The sequence below is a fragment of the Nocardia sp. NBC_01730 genome (assembly GCF_035920445.1).
Taxonomy (GTDB): Bacteria; Actinomycetota; Actinomycetes; order Mycobacteriales; family Mycobacteriaceae; genus Nocardia.
In genome coordinates this window covers 6208156-6222293 of record NZ_CP109162.1, presented here as the reverse complement: position 1 = coordinate 6222293, position 14138 = coordinate 6208156, and the positions used below count along the sequence as shown (strand labels likewise).

Genomic DNA, 14138 nt, shown 5'->3' with positions numbered 1-14138 from the left:
GGTGTACAGAATGCTACAGTCCTAGTATCCTGCGCCAGGAATTCGTTGAAGATGCCGAAACGCTGTGGGGACGAGGCCGAGGCGGTGCTCGCACCGATAGGCGGCTCAAACCGGGCAGCAGCAAGCGGTTCGCCTCCCCTGACCGCCGAGGAGGTCACTGACATCGGAGACCAGCAAGGTCTGGAAATTGACGCACCGCAACAAACATCGAACCCTCACCTACCCGCTTCGGCAGGTCAACCCTGTCCTGCGGGGATGGTACAACTACGCCGCCGATTCCGGCCGAAACAACCGGCGCCTGCACAGCCTCCTCGACCACACCCGGCCCGAGGAGTTCGAAGCCGCCTACTACGCTCAGATCGCGACGTCCCAGCCGGCGATGTCTCAACCATAAAGCCGGCATCGAACTCGGGGACGGTTCGAAGAATGGAGACCTCGTGGGTACAGCGCACGCCATCCTCACCGCCATCGCGATCATGGGAACCGCCGTCATCTACGGATCCGACACCTTCGCCGCCACCGTACTTCGCCCCGCGTTGACCCACCTCGACGACCGTGCTCTCGGCGTCTTGAGCGGGTTCGTCCATCTATACGGCGACCGAAGACTCGTGATACCAGGCATAGGAGGCACAGTCGCGGCGGGAGCGGCCACGCTAGTGGCCATCATGCAGGAAAACCTCGAGACGATCGTGCTCGACAGCGTGGCTCTCACCGCTCTACTGGCTTGGCTCGGCATCTACCTGCGGATCAATGCCCCCATCAACCGTGCGATGACCGAAGCGGCCCTGAGGGGCGAGACCCTCGGTGACATCAGAATGCTCCAACGGAAGTGGGAAAGCGTCTCCATCCCCCGCACGACCCTGCAAGCCGTCGCGGTTGGGTGCCTCTTCGCCGCCGCTGTAGCGAGCTGAACTCCTGAATGCTCACAGCGTTCGGCTACCAGCGCCACCGCCCAGGCCGAGAGGTGAGCGAGCCTTCACCAGCGTGGGGTCAGGACGAAGACCGGGATCTGACGGGTGGTCTTGCTCTGATAGTCGGCGTACGGCGGGTACGCCGCGACGGCGCGCCTCCACCACAGTGCCTTCTCCTCACCGAAAACTTCGCGAGCGGTGTAGTCATTAGCGACGGTGCCGTCCTGCAACTCGACGTGCGGGTCGGCGATGATGTTGTAGTACCAGACCGGATGGTTGGGCGCTCCGGCCAGTGACGCAACCACAGCGTATTCACCTTTGTACTCAACCCGCATCAAGGGGGTTTTGCGTAGTTTGCCGGTCTTGTTGCCGATGGTGGTCAGCAGGATGACCGGCATGCCCATTGCCGTCATACCTTCCGTGCCACCGGATTCCATTATTCGTTCGGCCTGATTCGCAGCCCAATCCATGGTGCCGCGTTCATACTCGCCGGTCAGTGGCATGGTGATCGTTCCTTCGTGTTCAGGCGACGTAGGGCCGAGTGGCTTTGGCGTCCCGCAGCGCGTGAGCCCACCAGATGAGCTGGTCCAGCATGGTTTTGGCCGCAGTGGCGGCAGCTTCGGGCTCTTTGAGTTCTCCCTGTTGGTCGAACTGCTGCCACGCGCCGTGGAAACTGACCGTGTCCCGGGTGGTTACGGCGTGCAATTCGGCGAAGACCATACGCAGGTGTTCCACGGCGCGCAGACCACCGGACATGCCGCCGTAGGAGACGAAGGCGACCGGCTTGGCGTGGAACTGCGGGCCATGCCAATCGATAGCGTTCTTCAAGGCTGCCGGGTAGCTGTGGTTGTACTCCGGGGTCACTACAACGAAGGCGTCGGCGTCGGCGAGGCGCGGAGTCAACTGATCGAGCGCCTGCCGCACGTGCACCGGCGGCGACGTGGATGGCGCGGTCGACCCGAGCGGGATCTCGGCCAAGTCGATGACGTCGATCTCGAGATCGCCGCGCTGCCGAGCCTGGGCTATGAACCAGGCGGCCACGATGGGAGCGAAGCGTCCTTCGCGGACGCTTCCGATGACGATGGCCAGTCTCACAGTGCCGGGGGACATATCGGTGTTCCTTCTTTCGAGGCGAATACGGCCCGCCTTGACGCAGGCAGGGACGCTGGCGGCTGTGCACCGCTCACGGCGCCGCGATGCCGGGGAGAAGGCCGGCGACTTGGCGCTCGAGGATCATCAGGAGCTGGCGGCTGCTTCGCGCTGCAGCGGCGACACCCCGACGGGAGTGTTCTGCGCTGCCGCCAGCCACCACCGCCCGCCACGTTCGACCAGCACGTACATCGCCATCTCCGAGAACCCCTCGGTATCGGCCGCCTGCCTGCGAATCTGCGTTACCACGACACCGGGCGCGGGGGTCAGTGCGGCGACCACCTCGAATCGCGACGGGGGTGCGACGTTCGCCGCCATCAGTCGGTGGTGGAGCGCATTCAGCTCAGCATATCCGGCCACACTTGCCCCGAAAGGGCTGCCCCACAACACATCTGCCGCGAAGTCGGAGTCGTACCCGTCGGCGTCGCCGGCCCGCTGCAATCCGGCGGCAAACCCGGCTGCCACCTCATGCGCCCGCACACCACCCTCTGGATCGCTCAAAGTAGGTCGCACATCCATTTCCCATCCCTTCGTCCGCCGATCATCAATTCGAGTACAGCGTACTCTAATTGGCTTCGGTAATTCAAGTACCCTGTACGCAAGAAAGGGGAAGTGCATGTCCAGTCACGAGAACACGACAATCTGGATGCGCCCGGAGGAGTTGGAGCGGTCCGGTCCGGGGCGTCGGCCGGGCTACAGTCGGGCCAAGATCATCGAGGCTGCCGTCAAGGTCGCCGACGTGGAGGGTTTGGATGCCGCGACGATGCGGCGGATCGCTGTAGAACTCGGCACCGGCGCCATGTCGCTGTACCGATATGTAACCAGCCGCGACGACTTGGTCGACCTGATGATCGACGCCGCCCTAGGCGAGATCGACCTCCCCGCACGGCCGAGCGGAGACTGGCGCAGCGACCTGTCGCTCGTCGCTGAGGAAACCCGCGCGGTTGGGTTGCGTCACCCCTGGCAGATCACCCTCGCCAATCGGCGCCCCACCCTGGGGCCGAACTCCTTGCGCGTGCAGGAATTCGCAATGTCCGCACTCGACGGCTTCGGGCTGGACATCGACGAAATCGCCAGCCTGGTCGGGATGGTCAGCGATTACGCCCACAGCGCCGTCCACCGGGAGATCGGATGGCTGGAAGAAGCCCGCCGCACAGGCATGGACATGGCCCAGTGGATGAGTGGTTACGTCGGACCGTATGTCGCACGGATCGTCGCCTGCGGACAGTACCCGATGTTCAATCGTTCGATCAGGCAGGCACGGATCCCGCATCTACCCCCGGAGGCGCGCTTCCGGTACGGGCTCGACCACGTGCTCAACGGCATCGCCGCCAGCCTTCCGGCCCAGAGCAGACAGGCCGTGCCGGTCCCGGACGGGGCACAACCCTCCTGCGCGCAGCACCCATCCTGACCACGACGGCCGAATCCGGTCTACCTGGACCGTTTCACTCACGGATTCAGGGAGGCGTTGTTGTTCGGTCGTGTCACGTGTCGACCGGCCGACACGGCCAAGACCAAATCCCTACTACCAGAGGAGAAATAGCCCCTCACCTGCGCGAACAGGTGAAGGGCGTATGCGGTGGCGGAGGGATTTGAACCCTCGGAGGGGGGTTACCCCTCACACGCTTTCGAGGCGTGCTCCTTAGGCCGCTCGGACACGCCACCGCCGACAACCATACCGGACCGTTGCCGGATCGTTAAATCGGCTCGAGAGCTGGGCTGACCGTTCGGTGTCCCGTTCTGACGGCCGGTGGCGGAGCGATCTCACCGAGGCTCGGTGCGGCATAGGTCTGGACACCCTGGAGCTCAGCGCTGGGTGCGGAAGAATTCGTCGAGCAGCGCGGCGCACTCCGCTTCGAGCACTCCCCCGCGCACCTCTGGCCGGTGGTTCAGCCGACGGTCCCGAACCACGTCCCAGAGGGAGCCGACGGCGCCGGTTTTCGGCTCCCACGCGCCGAAGACCAAGCGGCCGACCCTGGCGAGCACCAGCGCGCCCGCGCACATGGTGCACGGCTCCAGTGTCACCGCGAGGGTCGTCCCCGCCAGCCGCCAGCCGTCGCCGAGAACTTCGGCGGCCCGGCGCAGCGCGAGGATCTCCGCGTGCGCGGTCGGGTCACCGAGTGCTTCGCGGGCATTCGCCGCGCGCGCGAGTTCCCTTCCTGCCGAATCGAATACGACCGCGCCCACCGGTACGTCACGATCCCCGGCGGCAGCCGCCGCATCGATGGCGGCACGCACCATCTCGGCGTCCGAGGGGACCGGGGTGTCCGGCGAAACTCCCACGTCAGTGGGGCAGCTTGTCCAGGACCGCGGAGAGTTCGTCGGCGAAGCCGAGCCGCTGGGCGATCATGCCGAGCTGCTCGTCCGGATAGAGGTCGGTCTCGGCGAGGATGACGCTCAGCACCGGTTCGGGCAGGCCGAGATCGGCGAGCACACCGAGGTCGCCCTCCTCCCACGGTTCGATGTCGTCGATCTCGTCCGGGTCGATGTCGGGAATTTCCACATTCAAGGCATCGAGGACATCCGCGGCGATGTCGTAATCGATCGCGGCCGTCGCGTCCGACACCAGCATCCGTGTTCCGCTCGGCGCGGGCCGGAGCACGATGAAGAACTCGTCATCGACGTCGAGTAGTCCGAACACCGCTCCGGAGCTGCGCAAAGCCTTCAGCTCGGTTTCCGCCGCGGACAAATCGGTGAGCGCAGCCCGGGTCAGCGGACTGCATCGCCACTTGCCGTCTTCGCGGACAACCGCCACTGCGAACCCTTCCACGTCGTCGTCATCGTCCGACGCCGCCCTGTTCGTGCCCGAGCGCTGTGCTGCCATGGCCGCAACGGTAGTCGGCTCGAGCGGAAATGTTGAAGTCGTATGCCAATCTGTTCCGGTGACTTCCGCGAAGAAAGCACCCGTGTGCGTCCTCGGGACGGGTTTGATCGGTGGTTCGCTGCTGCGCGCGGCCGTCGGCGCGGGTTATGACGGCTGGGGATACAACCGATCAGCCGCGGGGGCGCGGGCAGCGCGAGCCGACGGTTTCGCCGTCACGGAGGACTTGCCCGCCGCACTACAACGCGCCGCGGACGCCGATGCGCTGATCGTCGTCGCGGTGCCGATGCCCGCGGTGGACCACATACTTTCCTCGGTCGCGACCTTCGCGCCGCAGTGCGCGCTGACCGACGTGGTGAGTGTGAAGACGCCAGTCGCCGCCGCCGTGCACAAACATGGGCTCGGGGCCCGATACGTCGGCGGCCATCCGATGACGGGCACCGCCGAATCCGGGTGGGCCGCTACCGATCCCGACCTGTTCCGCGACGCCGTGTGGGCGGTCGGGGTGGACGTAGGAACCCGTGCCGACCCGTGGACCCGGGTGGCGCGGCTCGCGCTGGACTGCGGCTCGGTCGTCGTCCCGGTGGTGGCCGAGGAACACGACCGCGCCGTCGCCCGCATCTCGCACCTGCCGCATGTGCTCGCCGAGGCGCTGGCGCTGTCCGGTGCCTCGGGCGGCGATCTCGCTCTGGGGCTCGCCGCCGGATCATTCCGCGATGGCACCCGCGTCGCAAGCACCGCGCCGGACATGGTCCGCGCGATCTGCGAACCGAATTCCGACGCGCTGCTGGACGTGCTGGAAGAAACCCTCACTGTCCTCGGCGCTGCACGCGACAGCCTGCGTGCGGAGAATTCCCTCGTCGATCTGGTCGAAGCCGGACACGACGCCAGGCAACGCTACGAATCGGCGCGACGGTGGGAAATCACCGATGTCCGCCCCGGGGATCACCATTGGCTGGAAGACCTGCGCGCGGCCGGACAGCGTGGCGGAGTCATCACCCGGCTGGACTGAACACACTCTTTCTGCTGCGGTACCAGCCTCGACCTACGGCGGGCGCCGGTCGACGAGAACCGAAGATCAGATCCGCTCGGCCAGGCCCGGGTAGTCCAGGAGAAAGCCGTCGGCGTCGACGGTGACGGTCGCGCTGGAGACCGGGGACAGCACGCTGATGCCCTCGGCCGCGCTGCTGTAGATCAACGTGGCCTCCTGCACGAGCAGGTCGGGCAGGCGGACGTAGACCACCGGGACCTGGACGGCCTCCACGGCGTGCTGCAGGTCGTAGCGACGGATCGGCAAAGTGTTGAAGAACGGGCTGAGCACCACGTCCACGTCGAGCGCGCCCGCGAAGGTGGAGCGGACGTGGTTGCCGCCCGAGTCGACGAGCCAATAGTTCTCCTCGTCCCTGGCGATCGAGGCTTGCCGCTCGCCAGCGGCGGTCGTGGTGCGCAGCGAGAGCCGCTTCGTCCTGCCGTTCTCGTCGGTGACCAGGTCATAGGAGGCGCTGAACGCGGGATGGTCCGCGCCCGCGCCGCCGATCATGCGCCCGGCGGCACGGATGCGGTTGCCATTGACCGTCACCCGGACCGACTCCATCCGCGACGCGTCAGGCGCGCGCCAGGTGAGAATCGCCGGCCACCGGGATGCCCGCGGGCTCTCGGCGGGAATCTCGGGGTCGGAGGCTGGGGTTGTCACGTATCTACCGTAAGCGACACCTTGCCGTAACCCGCACAACACCAACGCTCATCACACCAACGACTCGCGCCACGCCGCGTGCAGACCGGCGAATCTGCCGGTCCCTACGATCAGCTCGTCCGGTGCACCGTCCTCGACGATCCGTCCGGACTCGAGCACGAGCACCCGGTCCGCGATCGCCACCGTGGACAACCGGTGCGCGATGATCACCGCGGTGCGCCCGCGCAGCACGGTCTCCAGCGCATGCTGCACGAGCCGCTCGCTCGGGATGTCCAGGCTCGAGGTGGCCTCGTCGAGCACGATCACGGCGGGATCGGCCAGGAACACCCTGGCGAACGCGACCAGCTGCCGCTGACCCGCCGAGAGCCTGCCACCACGCTTGCGCACGTCGGTGGCGAAGCCCTCGGACAGAGACCGCACGAAGTCGTACAGACCGACCGCGCGTGCCGCGGCGAACACCTCCGCGTCGGTGGCGTCCGGCCTACCGAACCGGATGTTGTCGGCGACCGACCCGGAGAACAGGTAGGACTCCTGAGTGACCATCACGACGTTGCGACGCAGGTCGGCGTCCGAGAGGTCACGCAGGTCGACGCCGTCCAGGGTGACCGAGCCACCGGACGGGTCGTAGAACCGCGTCAGCAGCTTGGCCAGTGTCGACTTGCCCGCCCCGGTCGCTCCGACCAGCGCGACCACCTGTCCGGCCGGTATGTCCAAGGTGAACTCCGGCAGCACCGGTCGCTTCCTGCGGCTGTCCCGCTCGCCCTCGGATTCGCCCGAGCCCGCCACCTCGGCGACCACGGCCGCGCTGTTCGCGGGGAGCCGCGTGACCTCCCCGCCGGGACCGTCGGGCAGCTCGGCGGACGTGGCTCCGTAGCCGAACCACACCTTGTCCATCCGGATCGCGCCCGACGCCTTGCCCAGAGCTGCCGGCTGCGCCGGCTCCGGGACCGACGGCTCCTCCTCGAGCACACCCGAGATCTTCTCCAGCGCCGCCGCTGCGGACTGGTACGAGTTGAACACCTGCGCGAGTTCGTCCAGCGGACCGTAGAACTCGTTGAGGTAGAGCAGGTAGGCCGCGAGCACCCCGACCGCTAGGTCGCCCTCGATCACCCGCCACGCGCCGACCAGGATGACGATCACCGTCGTCAGGTTGCCGAGCAGCCTGGTGAGGCCCGCGTAGTCGCCCATGCCGCGCATGGCCGCGGTGGTCGCCCGGCGGTATTCGCCGTCCTCGACGGCGAGCACCGCCTCGTTGCGCTGCTCGCGCCGGAACGTCTGCACCGCGCGCATGCCGCCCATCGACTCGACGAACTGCACGACCACCTTGGCGATCGCGCCGCGCGTGCGGCGGTAGCCCGCGCGTTGCCTGCGCTGCGCCCAGCGGGTGACCAGCACCAAAGGCACGAAACCGGCCAGCACGATCACCGCGAGAGTCTTATCCAGATAGATCAGCAGCGCCGCGATGGTCAGCACCGAGAGGATCGCGCTCAGCGCCTGGTTGAGCGCGCCCTCCAGCAGCTCCTGCAGCGTCTCGATGTCTCCGGTGAGCCGGGCGACCACCTTGCCGGAGGTGTACTTCTCATGGAATGCGACGCTGAGCCGCTGTATGTGCGTGAACGAGCGCACTCGCAGGTCGAACAGCACGCTCTGGCTGAGCCTGCCGGACACCCGCAGGAAGAAGAACGTGGTGAGCACGCCGAGCAGCACCGAGCCGAGGTAACCGGCCACGGTCAAGGTGAGCGGGTGCCAGTTGCCTTCCGCACCCCGCGCGATGCCGGTGTCCAGCCCGTGTGCGACGAACAGCGGCGCCGACACCGTCGCCACGTTGTCGACCACGATGAGCACCAGCGCGAACGCCGTCAGCTTGCGGTAGGGCCGGACCAGGTCGAGCAGCAGCAGCCGGGACCGGTCGGCCAGCGCCAGATTTCCTGTCTCGGTGACCTCCTTGTCCTCGCTCGCGATGCCGCGCCAGTCGGCCACTTCGTCCCGGGCAACCTGGGCATCCTGTGTCGCCACGTCTTTCGACACGATCGTGTCCGTAGTCACTGCTACTCACCTCCCATCAGTTCTCGGTATCTGCCGCTGACCCGCAGCAGGTGGTCGTGTGTGCCCTCGGCGACGATCCGGCCGTCGGCCAGCACCGCGACCCGATCGGCCAGTGCCGCTGTGGACGGACGGTGTGCGACGAGCAGCGTCGTCGCGTCGGCAAGCACTGTGCGCAGCCGCTCCTGCACCCGCTCCTCGGTCTCCACGTCGAGCGCGGACAGCGGGTCGTCGAGCACCATGATCCGGCTGCGCTTCCCCGCGCCGCCGAGCACCGCGCGGGCCAGCGCGAGCCGCTGACGCTGGCCGCCGGACAGACTCAGGCCCTGTTCGCCGATCCTGGTGTCCAGACCCCAGGGCAGGTCGTCGACGAACCCGGTGGCCTGGGCGACGTCGAGCGCGCGACGCACATCGGCGTCGGTGGCGTCCGGGACGCCGAGCGCGACGTTTTCCCGCACGCTCGCCGAAAACAGCACCGGGTCCTCGAACGCGACCGATACCAGCGAGCGCAGATCTGCCAGCAGCATGCCGGCGATATCGATGCCGTCGACGGTGATGGCGCCACCCGTCACGTCGTACAGGCGCGGAATCAGATTGAGCAGCGCCGTCTTTCCACTGCCGGTCGCACCGACCAGGGCCACCGTTTCACCGGGCCGTACTGTCAGCGAAACATCCTGCAGTACTCCGGTTTCGGCATCAGGAAAGGTGAAATGCACACCTTCCAAGCGCAACTCGCCGACGAGCCGATCCGGCAGGTCCACCGGATCGGCCGGATCGGTGATGTCGATCGGGGTGTCGATGATCTCCCAGTACCGGTCCGCCGCGGTGCGCGCGTCGTTCAGCTCGGCGAGCAGGAAGCCGGTCCAGATGATCGGCCACTGCAGGAAGGTAGCCAACGTAATGCCCGCAACCAGGGTGCCGAGCGTCATCGCGCCGTGCACCACCGCGTAGCCGCCGTAGCCGAGCGCGAACGCGATGGCCAGCTGCGACAGGCCCACCATGGCCGACCACAGGGTCGCGTCCAGCCGCACCTTCAGCAGCTCCGTCCGCTGCAGCTCGCGCGACTGGGCGGTGAACCGGCCGCCGAAGAACACGCCGCGGCCGAACGCCTTGAGCACGCGCACCCCCTGTGCCGATTCCTCAGCCGTGGTGGCCAAGTCGCCGGACTGGTCCTGCGAACGCCGTGAGGCCACCGAGTACTGCCGTTCGAACCGAATGCAGATGTACACCAACGGAATCGACACGGTCGCGAACATCAGGCCGATCTGCAAGTTCAGCGCGAACAGCACGAGCAGGCCGACCGGGATGATCACGGTGTGCATCAGCAGGAACGGCCCGGCGAACGCGACGAACCGCCGCATGGTCGCCAGGTCGTCCACCGCGCGCGAGAGCAGCTGACCAGACTCCCATGCATCGTGCCTACCGATCGCCAGCGACTGCAATTTGCGAAAGATCTCGGCGCGCATGGCGATCTCGAACTGGGTGGCCGGTTTGGAGACCAGCCAGCGACGCCCCCACACGCCGAGCGCCTCCAGCAGGCCGAGTACCAGCACGACAGCCACCGGCCCGAGGGCTTTCGGGAAATCCCGCTCGGCGATCGGCCCGTCGATGATTCTGGCGATCATCAGCGGAATCACGATGGCCGTGAAGGTGGCGAGGATCGCGAGGCCGCAGGCGGCGAGCAGCGCGGCGCGGTGCGGACGCAGATACGGCCAGAAACGGCGCAGTGAATGCAGGCGGCGCGGCGCGGCGGCGGGCCGCGCCGGTCTGTCGGCCTCCGGTTCGGCCGAAATGTCCAGTGCGACTGACAAAGCTCCCCCTCGAGTTCCGTGGATTGCGGTGTCGGAAGACGGAACTCTCGATGATGTTCGCATCGAGGTCCGACATTCCAGGGTCGCACCGGGCCCCGGATCGGCCAACCGATTTTCCGGCTGGCCCGATACCGCGTCCACGCTGGACACAACGGTCGGCCCGCAAGCGGGAACGGCGTTCATGCCCTCAGCGAACAACCTCGAGCAACCTCGAGGTCAAGGGCATGGACTCGGCGCTCGTGCCGCGGGGGAGCGCTTCCGCGGCACGGGCACCTGTGACGACGTCGGCGCCCACATCGCAGGCGCCGACGTCCGTGAATTCGAGTGCACCACCGAATTTCGGCGGCTAGCCGACGATCACGCTCCCCGAGTCCCACTCCGCCTGCGCGTCCGGGAACGCCTGCTGCTGGTGGCCGCCGCGCAGCGTGCCCTCCAGGTACGCCGCACGACAGGCGCGGCGGGCGATCTTGCCGCTGGAGGTGCGTGGGATCGAGCCGGCGGGCACGAGTAGCACGTCGCGCACCGTGACGCCGTGACGCTGGGAAATGGCGGCACGCACGGTGTCGGCGACCGGCCGGGGTTCCAGCTTCCCCGCGCCGATGTTGCGCTCCGCGACGATCACCAGCTGCTCGGAGGTATCGTCGGCGTCGAACGTCAAGCCGACGTGACTGTCTTGATCGGAAACCAGCACGGGCAGCTCGTTGGCGGGCACCGAGAACGCCGCGACGAAGCCAGGACGTAGCGCCGTGCTCGATTCCTGGGCGGAGAACTCCAGGTCCTGTGGGTAGTGATTGCGTCCGTCCACGATCACCAGGTCCTTGACCCGGCCGGTGATGTACAGCTCGCCGTCCAGGTACGCGCCGTAATCGCCGGTGCGCATCCAGTTGGCGTCCGGCTCGGTGCCTTCGGCATGGCTGCCCGCTGCCAGCCGCGCGGCCAGCTGGGCGCGGAAAGTGGCCTGGCTCTCCTCAGGGCGGCCCCAGTACCCGATGCCCATGTTATCGCCGTGCAGCCAGATCTCGCCGACCTCGCCGTCGCGCCGCTCGGTGCCTTGCTCCGGGTCGACGATCACCGCCCACTGGGTCAGCGCGACGTAGCCGCATGACACTTGGGCGATCGCATTGTCCGCGTCCTGCGAGGTCTCGACCATGCGCCCGGCGTTCAACGCGGAGCGATCCACGTACACGACCTTCGCCTTGTCCTCGGCCTTGGTCGCCGACACGAACAGCGTCGCCTCCGCCATGCCGTAGCAGGGCTTGATCGCCGTCTCGGGCAACCCGTACGGCGCGAACGCCTCGTTGAACTTCTTCATCGATGACACCGAGACCGGCTCGCTGCCGTTGATCAACCCGATCACGTTCGACAGATCCAACTCCTCGTCCGGCTTCGGCTTGCCCCGCGCCGCGGCGTGCTCGAACGCGAAATTCGGTGCGGCGGCAAAGGTTCCCGCGCCGTCGGAGGCCGCGGCCAACTCCTTGATCCAGCGGTACGGCCGGCGCACGAACGCGCTCGGCGACATGATCGTGATGAATCCGCCGCCGATGGTCGGCAGGATCACAGACAGCAGACCCATGTCGTGGAACAGCGGCAGCCAGGTGACACCGCGCGAATGCTCGGTGACGCCGATGGCGTCGATCATCTGCAGCAGGTTCGTGCCGACCGCACGGTGGGTGATCTCCACCCCAGCGGGTGTCCGAGTGGAGCCCGAGGTGTACTGCAGGTAGGCGACACTGTCGATGTTGATGTCGGGTAGCACCCAGAGCGCGCCGACACTGTCCGGGACCGCTTCCACCGCGATGATGCGCGGCCGCTGCGGTGCAGGCAGATTCCGGAAGAGGTTCCGTACCCCGCCCGCCGCGGACCCCACCGTCAGAATCGCCGCAGGCCTGCAGTCGCCGAGCACCGCGTGCAACCGATCGGTGTGGCCCTGCTCCTCCGGATCGAACAGCGGCACCGCGATATTGCCTGCGTACACCGCGGCGAATATCGAGACGACGTAGTCGAGCCCCTGCGGAGCCAGGATCGCCACCCGGTCGCCCGGCCGCGTGACCTGCTGCAGCCGGGCCGCCACCGCTCGCAACCGCACACCGAACTGCCGCCAGGTGAGTTCGTAGTACTCACCGTCGCGTTCGCGGGAGTAGTCGATGAAGCGGTAGGCGAGGTCGTCGCCGTTCTCCGCCGTGTGCTTGTCGACGAAGTCGATCAGGGTCCTGTCACCGCGGATCTCGATATTGCCCTGATCGTCCAGATAGTCGTCGAAGGTTTCGTCGATCATCGCCTCATCCTTTTCCAGCGCACCGGCACTCAGGCCGTGCAATGACACCGAACACAGGTCGATAGCGAAGCGTCGGGAAGGCTAGCAGGTGCGCGACCTCCCGACGCTCAATAGCGGCCGAACGCGAGTGCGACGTTGTGCCCGCCGAAGCCGAAGGAGTTCTTCACGGCGTAGTCGATACGCCCGGTCCGGGATCGGCCACGCACGATATCCAGATCGATGTCCGGATCCTGGTTGTCCAGGTTCAGCGTGGGCGGCACGATGCCGTCGCGCACACTGAGCACGGTGATCACCGATTCTAGGGCGCCGACGGCACCGATCGAGTGGCCGAGGGCCGACTTGGGCGCGTAGACCGACGCGTGGTTGCCGACCGCCTCCGCGATCGCGCGCGCCTCGGCGGTGTCGCCGATCGGAGTGGCCGTCGCGTGCGCGTTGATGTGCGAGATATCGCTCTTGACCAGCCCTGCGGTCTGCAGCGCCCGCGTCATCGCGCGCGCCGCGCCGGTGCCATCGGGGTCGGGTGCGACCAGGTGGAAGCCGTCCGAGGTGATGCCGGCTCCGAGCAGCCGCGCGTGGATGGTCGCGCCGCGCGCCTTGGCGTGTTCCTCGGTCTCGACCACCATCATCGCGCCTGCCTCGCCGAACACGAACCCGTCACGATCGGTGTCGAACGGACGGGAGGCGCACTTCGGCGCGTCGTTGCGGGTGCTCATGGCGCGCATCATGGTGAACGCCGCGATCGCGAGCGCCTGGATCGAGCCCTCGACTCCGCCGGTGACCACCATGTCGGCGTCACCCATGACGATCATCTTCCACGCGTTGGCGATCGCCTCCGACCCCGATGAGCAGGCCGAGACCGGCGTCGCCGCACCGGCCCGCGCGCCGAGTTCCAGCGCGACGCACGCGGCGGCGCCGTTGGGCATGACGGCCTGGACGGTGAGTGGCGAAACCTTGCGGTAGCCACCGTTGCTCAGCTTGTCGCGCGCGTCGATGATCCCCTCGGCGCCGCCGAGTCCGGTGCCGATGGACACCCCGAGGCGGTCCTTGTCCACCTCAGGGCTGCCCGCGTTGCGCCAGACGTCGCGACCGAGCACTGTGGCCATCTGCTCGACATACGCAAGCCGGCGCGCCTCGCTGGTGGAGAGGCGGGCCGAGGGCTTGACCTTCAGATGACCGCCGATCCGGACCGGCAGCTCGAACTGGTCGATGAAGTCGTCGTCCAGGACGTCGATGCCGCTCTCGCCGTCGAGCAGGCCCTTCCAGGTGGAGTCCGCATCGCCCGCGATGGACGTGGTCGCCGCGAGTCCGGTGACCACGACCGTAGGAAAGTTCCCATTTCTGGTGGAAGAAATCCGCATTCTCGCTCACTTTCCCTAGCGTCGCTCTGGAAACTTTGTCGAGCAATGGCAATTCGCGATCGCGCGCCACCAGGGTC

Annotated in this window: 14 protein-coding genes and 1 tRNA gene; 4 read left to right on the top strand and 11 right to left on the bottom strand. The window is 67.2% G+C overall.

Annotated elements, in window-relative coordinates; genetic code table 11:
- The first annotated feature begins 157 nt into the window (after window positions 1-157).
- Window positions 158-394: a group II intron maturase-specific domain-containing protein gene (locus OHB12_RS36445; protein ID WP_442800139.1), complete on the top strand. Its 237-nt coding sequence runs from the start codon at window positions 158-160 to the stop codon at window positions 392-394.
- A 43-nt stretch (window positions 395-437) separates the two neighbouring features.
- Window positions 438-911 (top strand): DUF1772 domain-containing protein, encoded by a 474-nt coding sequence (locus tag OHB12_RS26065; RefSeq protein WP_327111562.1) that lies wholly within the window; start codon window positions 438-440, stop codon window positions 909-911.
- A gap of 65 nt (window positions 912-976) precedes the next feature.
- Here OHB12_RS26065 and OHB12_RS26060 read toward each other — a convergent pair whose 3' ends face one another.
- From OHB12_RS26060 to OHB12_RS26050, 3 genes are all read right to left on the bottom strand, one after another.
- Window positions 977-1414, bottom strand: a complete 438-nt coding sequence (locus OHB12_RS26060) for a nitroreductase family deazaflavin-dependent oxidoreductase (RefSeq protein WP_327111560.1) — start codon at window positions 1412-1414, stop codon at window positions 977-979.
- 19 nt (window positions 1415-1433) lie between these two features.
- Entirely contained in the window at window positions 1434-2021 is a 588-nt protein-coding gene (locus tag OHB12_RS26055; protein WP_327111558.1) for an NADPH-dependent FMN reductase, read from the bottom strand.
- A gap of 126 nt (window positions 2022-2147) precedes the next feature.
- Complete coding sequence (locus OHB12_RS26050) at window positions 2148-2579, bottom strand: DUF4440 domain-containing protein (protein WP_327111556.1); 432 nt, start codon at window positions 2577-2579, stop codon at window positions 2148-2150.
- A gap of 97 nt (window positions 2580-2676) precedes the next feature.
- Here OHB12_RS26050 and OHB12_RS26045 point away from each other — a divergent pair, with 97 nt between their 5' ends.
- On the top strand, window positions 2677-3471 hold the full coding sequence (locus tag OHB12_RS26045; RefSeq protein WP_327111554.1) for a TetR/AcrR family transcriptional regulator: 795 nt from the start codon (window positions 2677-2679) through the stop codon (window positions 3469-3471).
- 166 nt (window positions 3472-3637) lie between these two features.
- Here the strand turns inward: OHB12_RS26045 and OHB12_RS26040 are convergent.
- The 3 genes from OHB12_RS26040 to OHB12_RS26030 form a co-directional block, all read right to left on the bottom strand.
- A tRNA-Ser gene (locus OHB12_RS26040) sits at window positions 3638-3725 on the bottom strand.
- Window positions 3726-3866: 141 nt separating this feature from the next.
- Window positions 3867-4301, bottom strand: a complete 435-nt coding sequence (locus OHB12_RS26035; RefSeq protein ID WP_327121477.1) for a nucleoside deaminase — start codon at window positions 4299-4301, stop codon at window positions 3867-3869.
- Between the two features lie 43 nt (window positions 4302-4344).
- Window positions 4345-4884, bottom strand: coding sequence for a tRNA adenosine deaminase-associated protein (locus OHB12_RS26030; RefSeq protein ID WP_327111552.1), 540 nt, complete (start codon window positions 4882-4884; stop codon window positions 4345-4347).
- Here OHB12_RS26030 and OHB12_RS26025 point away from each other — a divergent pair.
- Window positions 4883-5893, top strand: a complete 1011-nt coding sequence (locus OHB12_RS26025) for a prephenate dehydrogenase (protein WP_327111550.1) — start codon at window positions 4883-4885, stop codon at window positions 5891-5893. The two genes, OHB12_RS26030 and OHB12_RS26025, sit on opposite strands and share 2 nt — an antisense overlap.
- 66 nt (window positions 5894-5959) lie before the next feature.
- On the opposite strand, the gene OHB12_RS26020 is transcribed toward OHB12_RS26025, so the two are convergent.
- The 5 genes from OHB12_RS26020 to OHB12_RS26000 all read right to left on the bottom strand — a co-directional run bounded on the left by OHB12_RS26020 (window position 5960) and on the right by OHB12_RS26000 (window position 14061).
- Window positions 5960-6574 (bottom strand): putative glycolipid-binding domain-containing protein, encoded by a 615-nt coding sequence (locus OHB12_RS26020; RefSeq protein WP_442799851.1) that lies wholly within the window; start codon window positions 6572-6574, stop codon window positions 5960-5962.
- Window positions 6575-6625: 51 nt separating this feature from the next.
- Window positions 6626-8620 carry an ABC transporter ATP-binding protein gene (locus tag OHB12_RS26015; RefSeq protein ID WP_327111547.1) on the bottom strand — a complete coding sequence of 665 codons (1995 nt, stop codon included), beginning with the start codon at window positions 8618-8620 and terminating at the stop codon, window positions 6626-6628.
- A gap of 2 nt (window positions 8621-8622) precedes the next feature.
- Window positions 8623-10428 (bottom strand): ABC transporter ATP-binding protein, encoded by a 1806-nt coding sequence (locus OHB12_RS26010; RefSeq protein ID WP_327111545.1) that lies wholly within the window; start codon window positions 10426-10428, stop codon window positions 8623-8625.
- A gap of 346 nt (window positions 10429-10774) precedes the next feature.
- Window positions 10775-12703, bottom strand: a complete 1929-nt coding sequence (fadD32, locus tag OHB12_RS26005) for a long-chain-fatty-acid--AMP ligase FadD32 (RefSeq protein WP_442799850.1) — start codon at window positions 12701-12703, stop codon at window positions 10775-10777.
- A gap of 107 nt (window positions 12704-12810) precedes the next feature.
- Entirely contained in the window at window positions 12811-14061 is a 1251-nt protein-coding gene (locus tag OHB12_RS26000) for a KasA/KasB family beta-ketoacyl-ACP synthase (protein WP_327111543.1), read from the bottom strand.
- Between the last annotated feature and the right edge of the window lie 77 nt (window positions 14062-14138).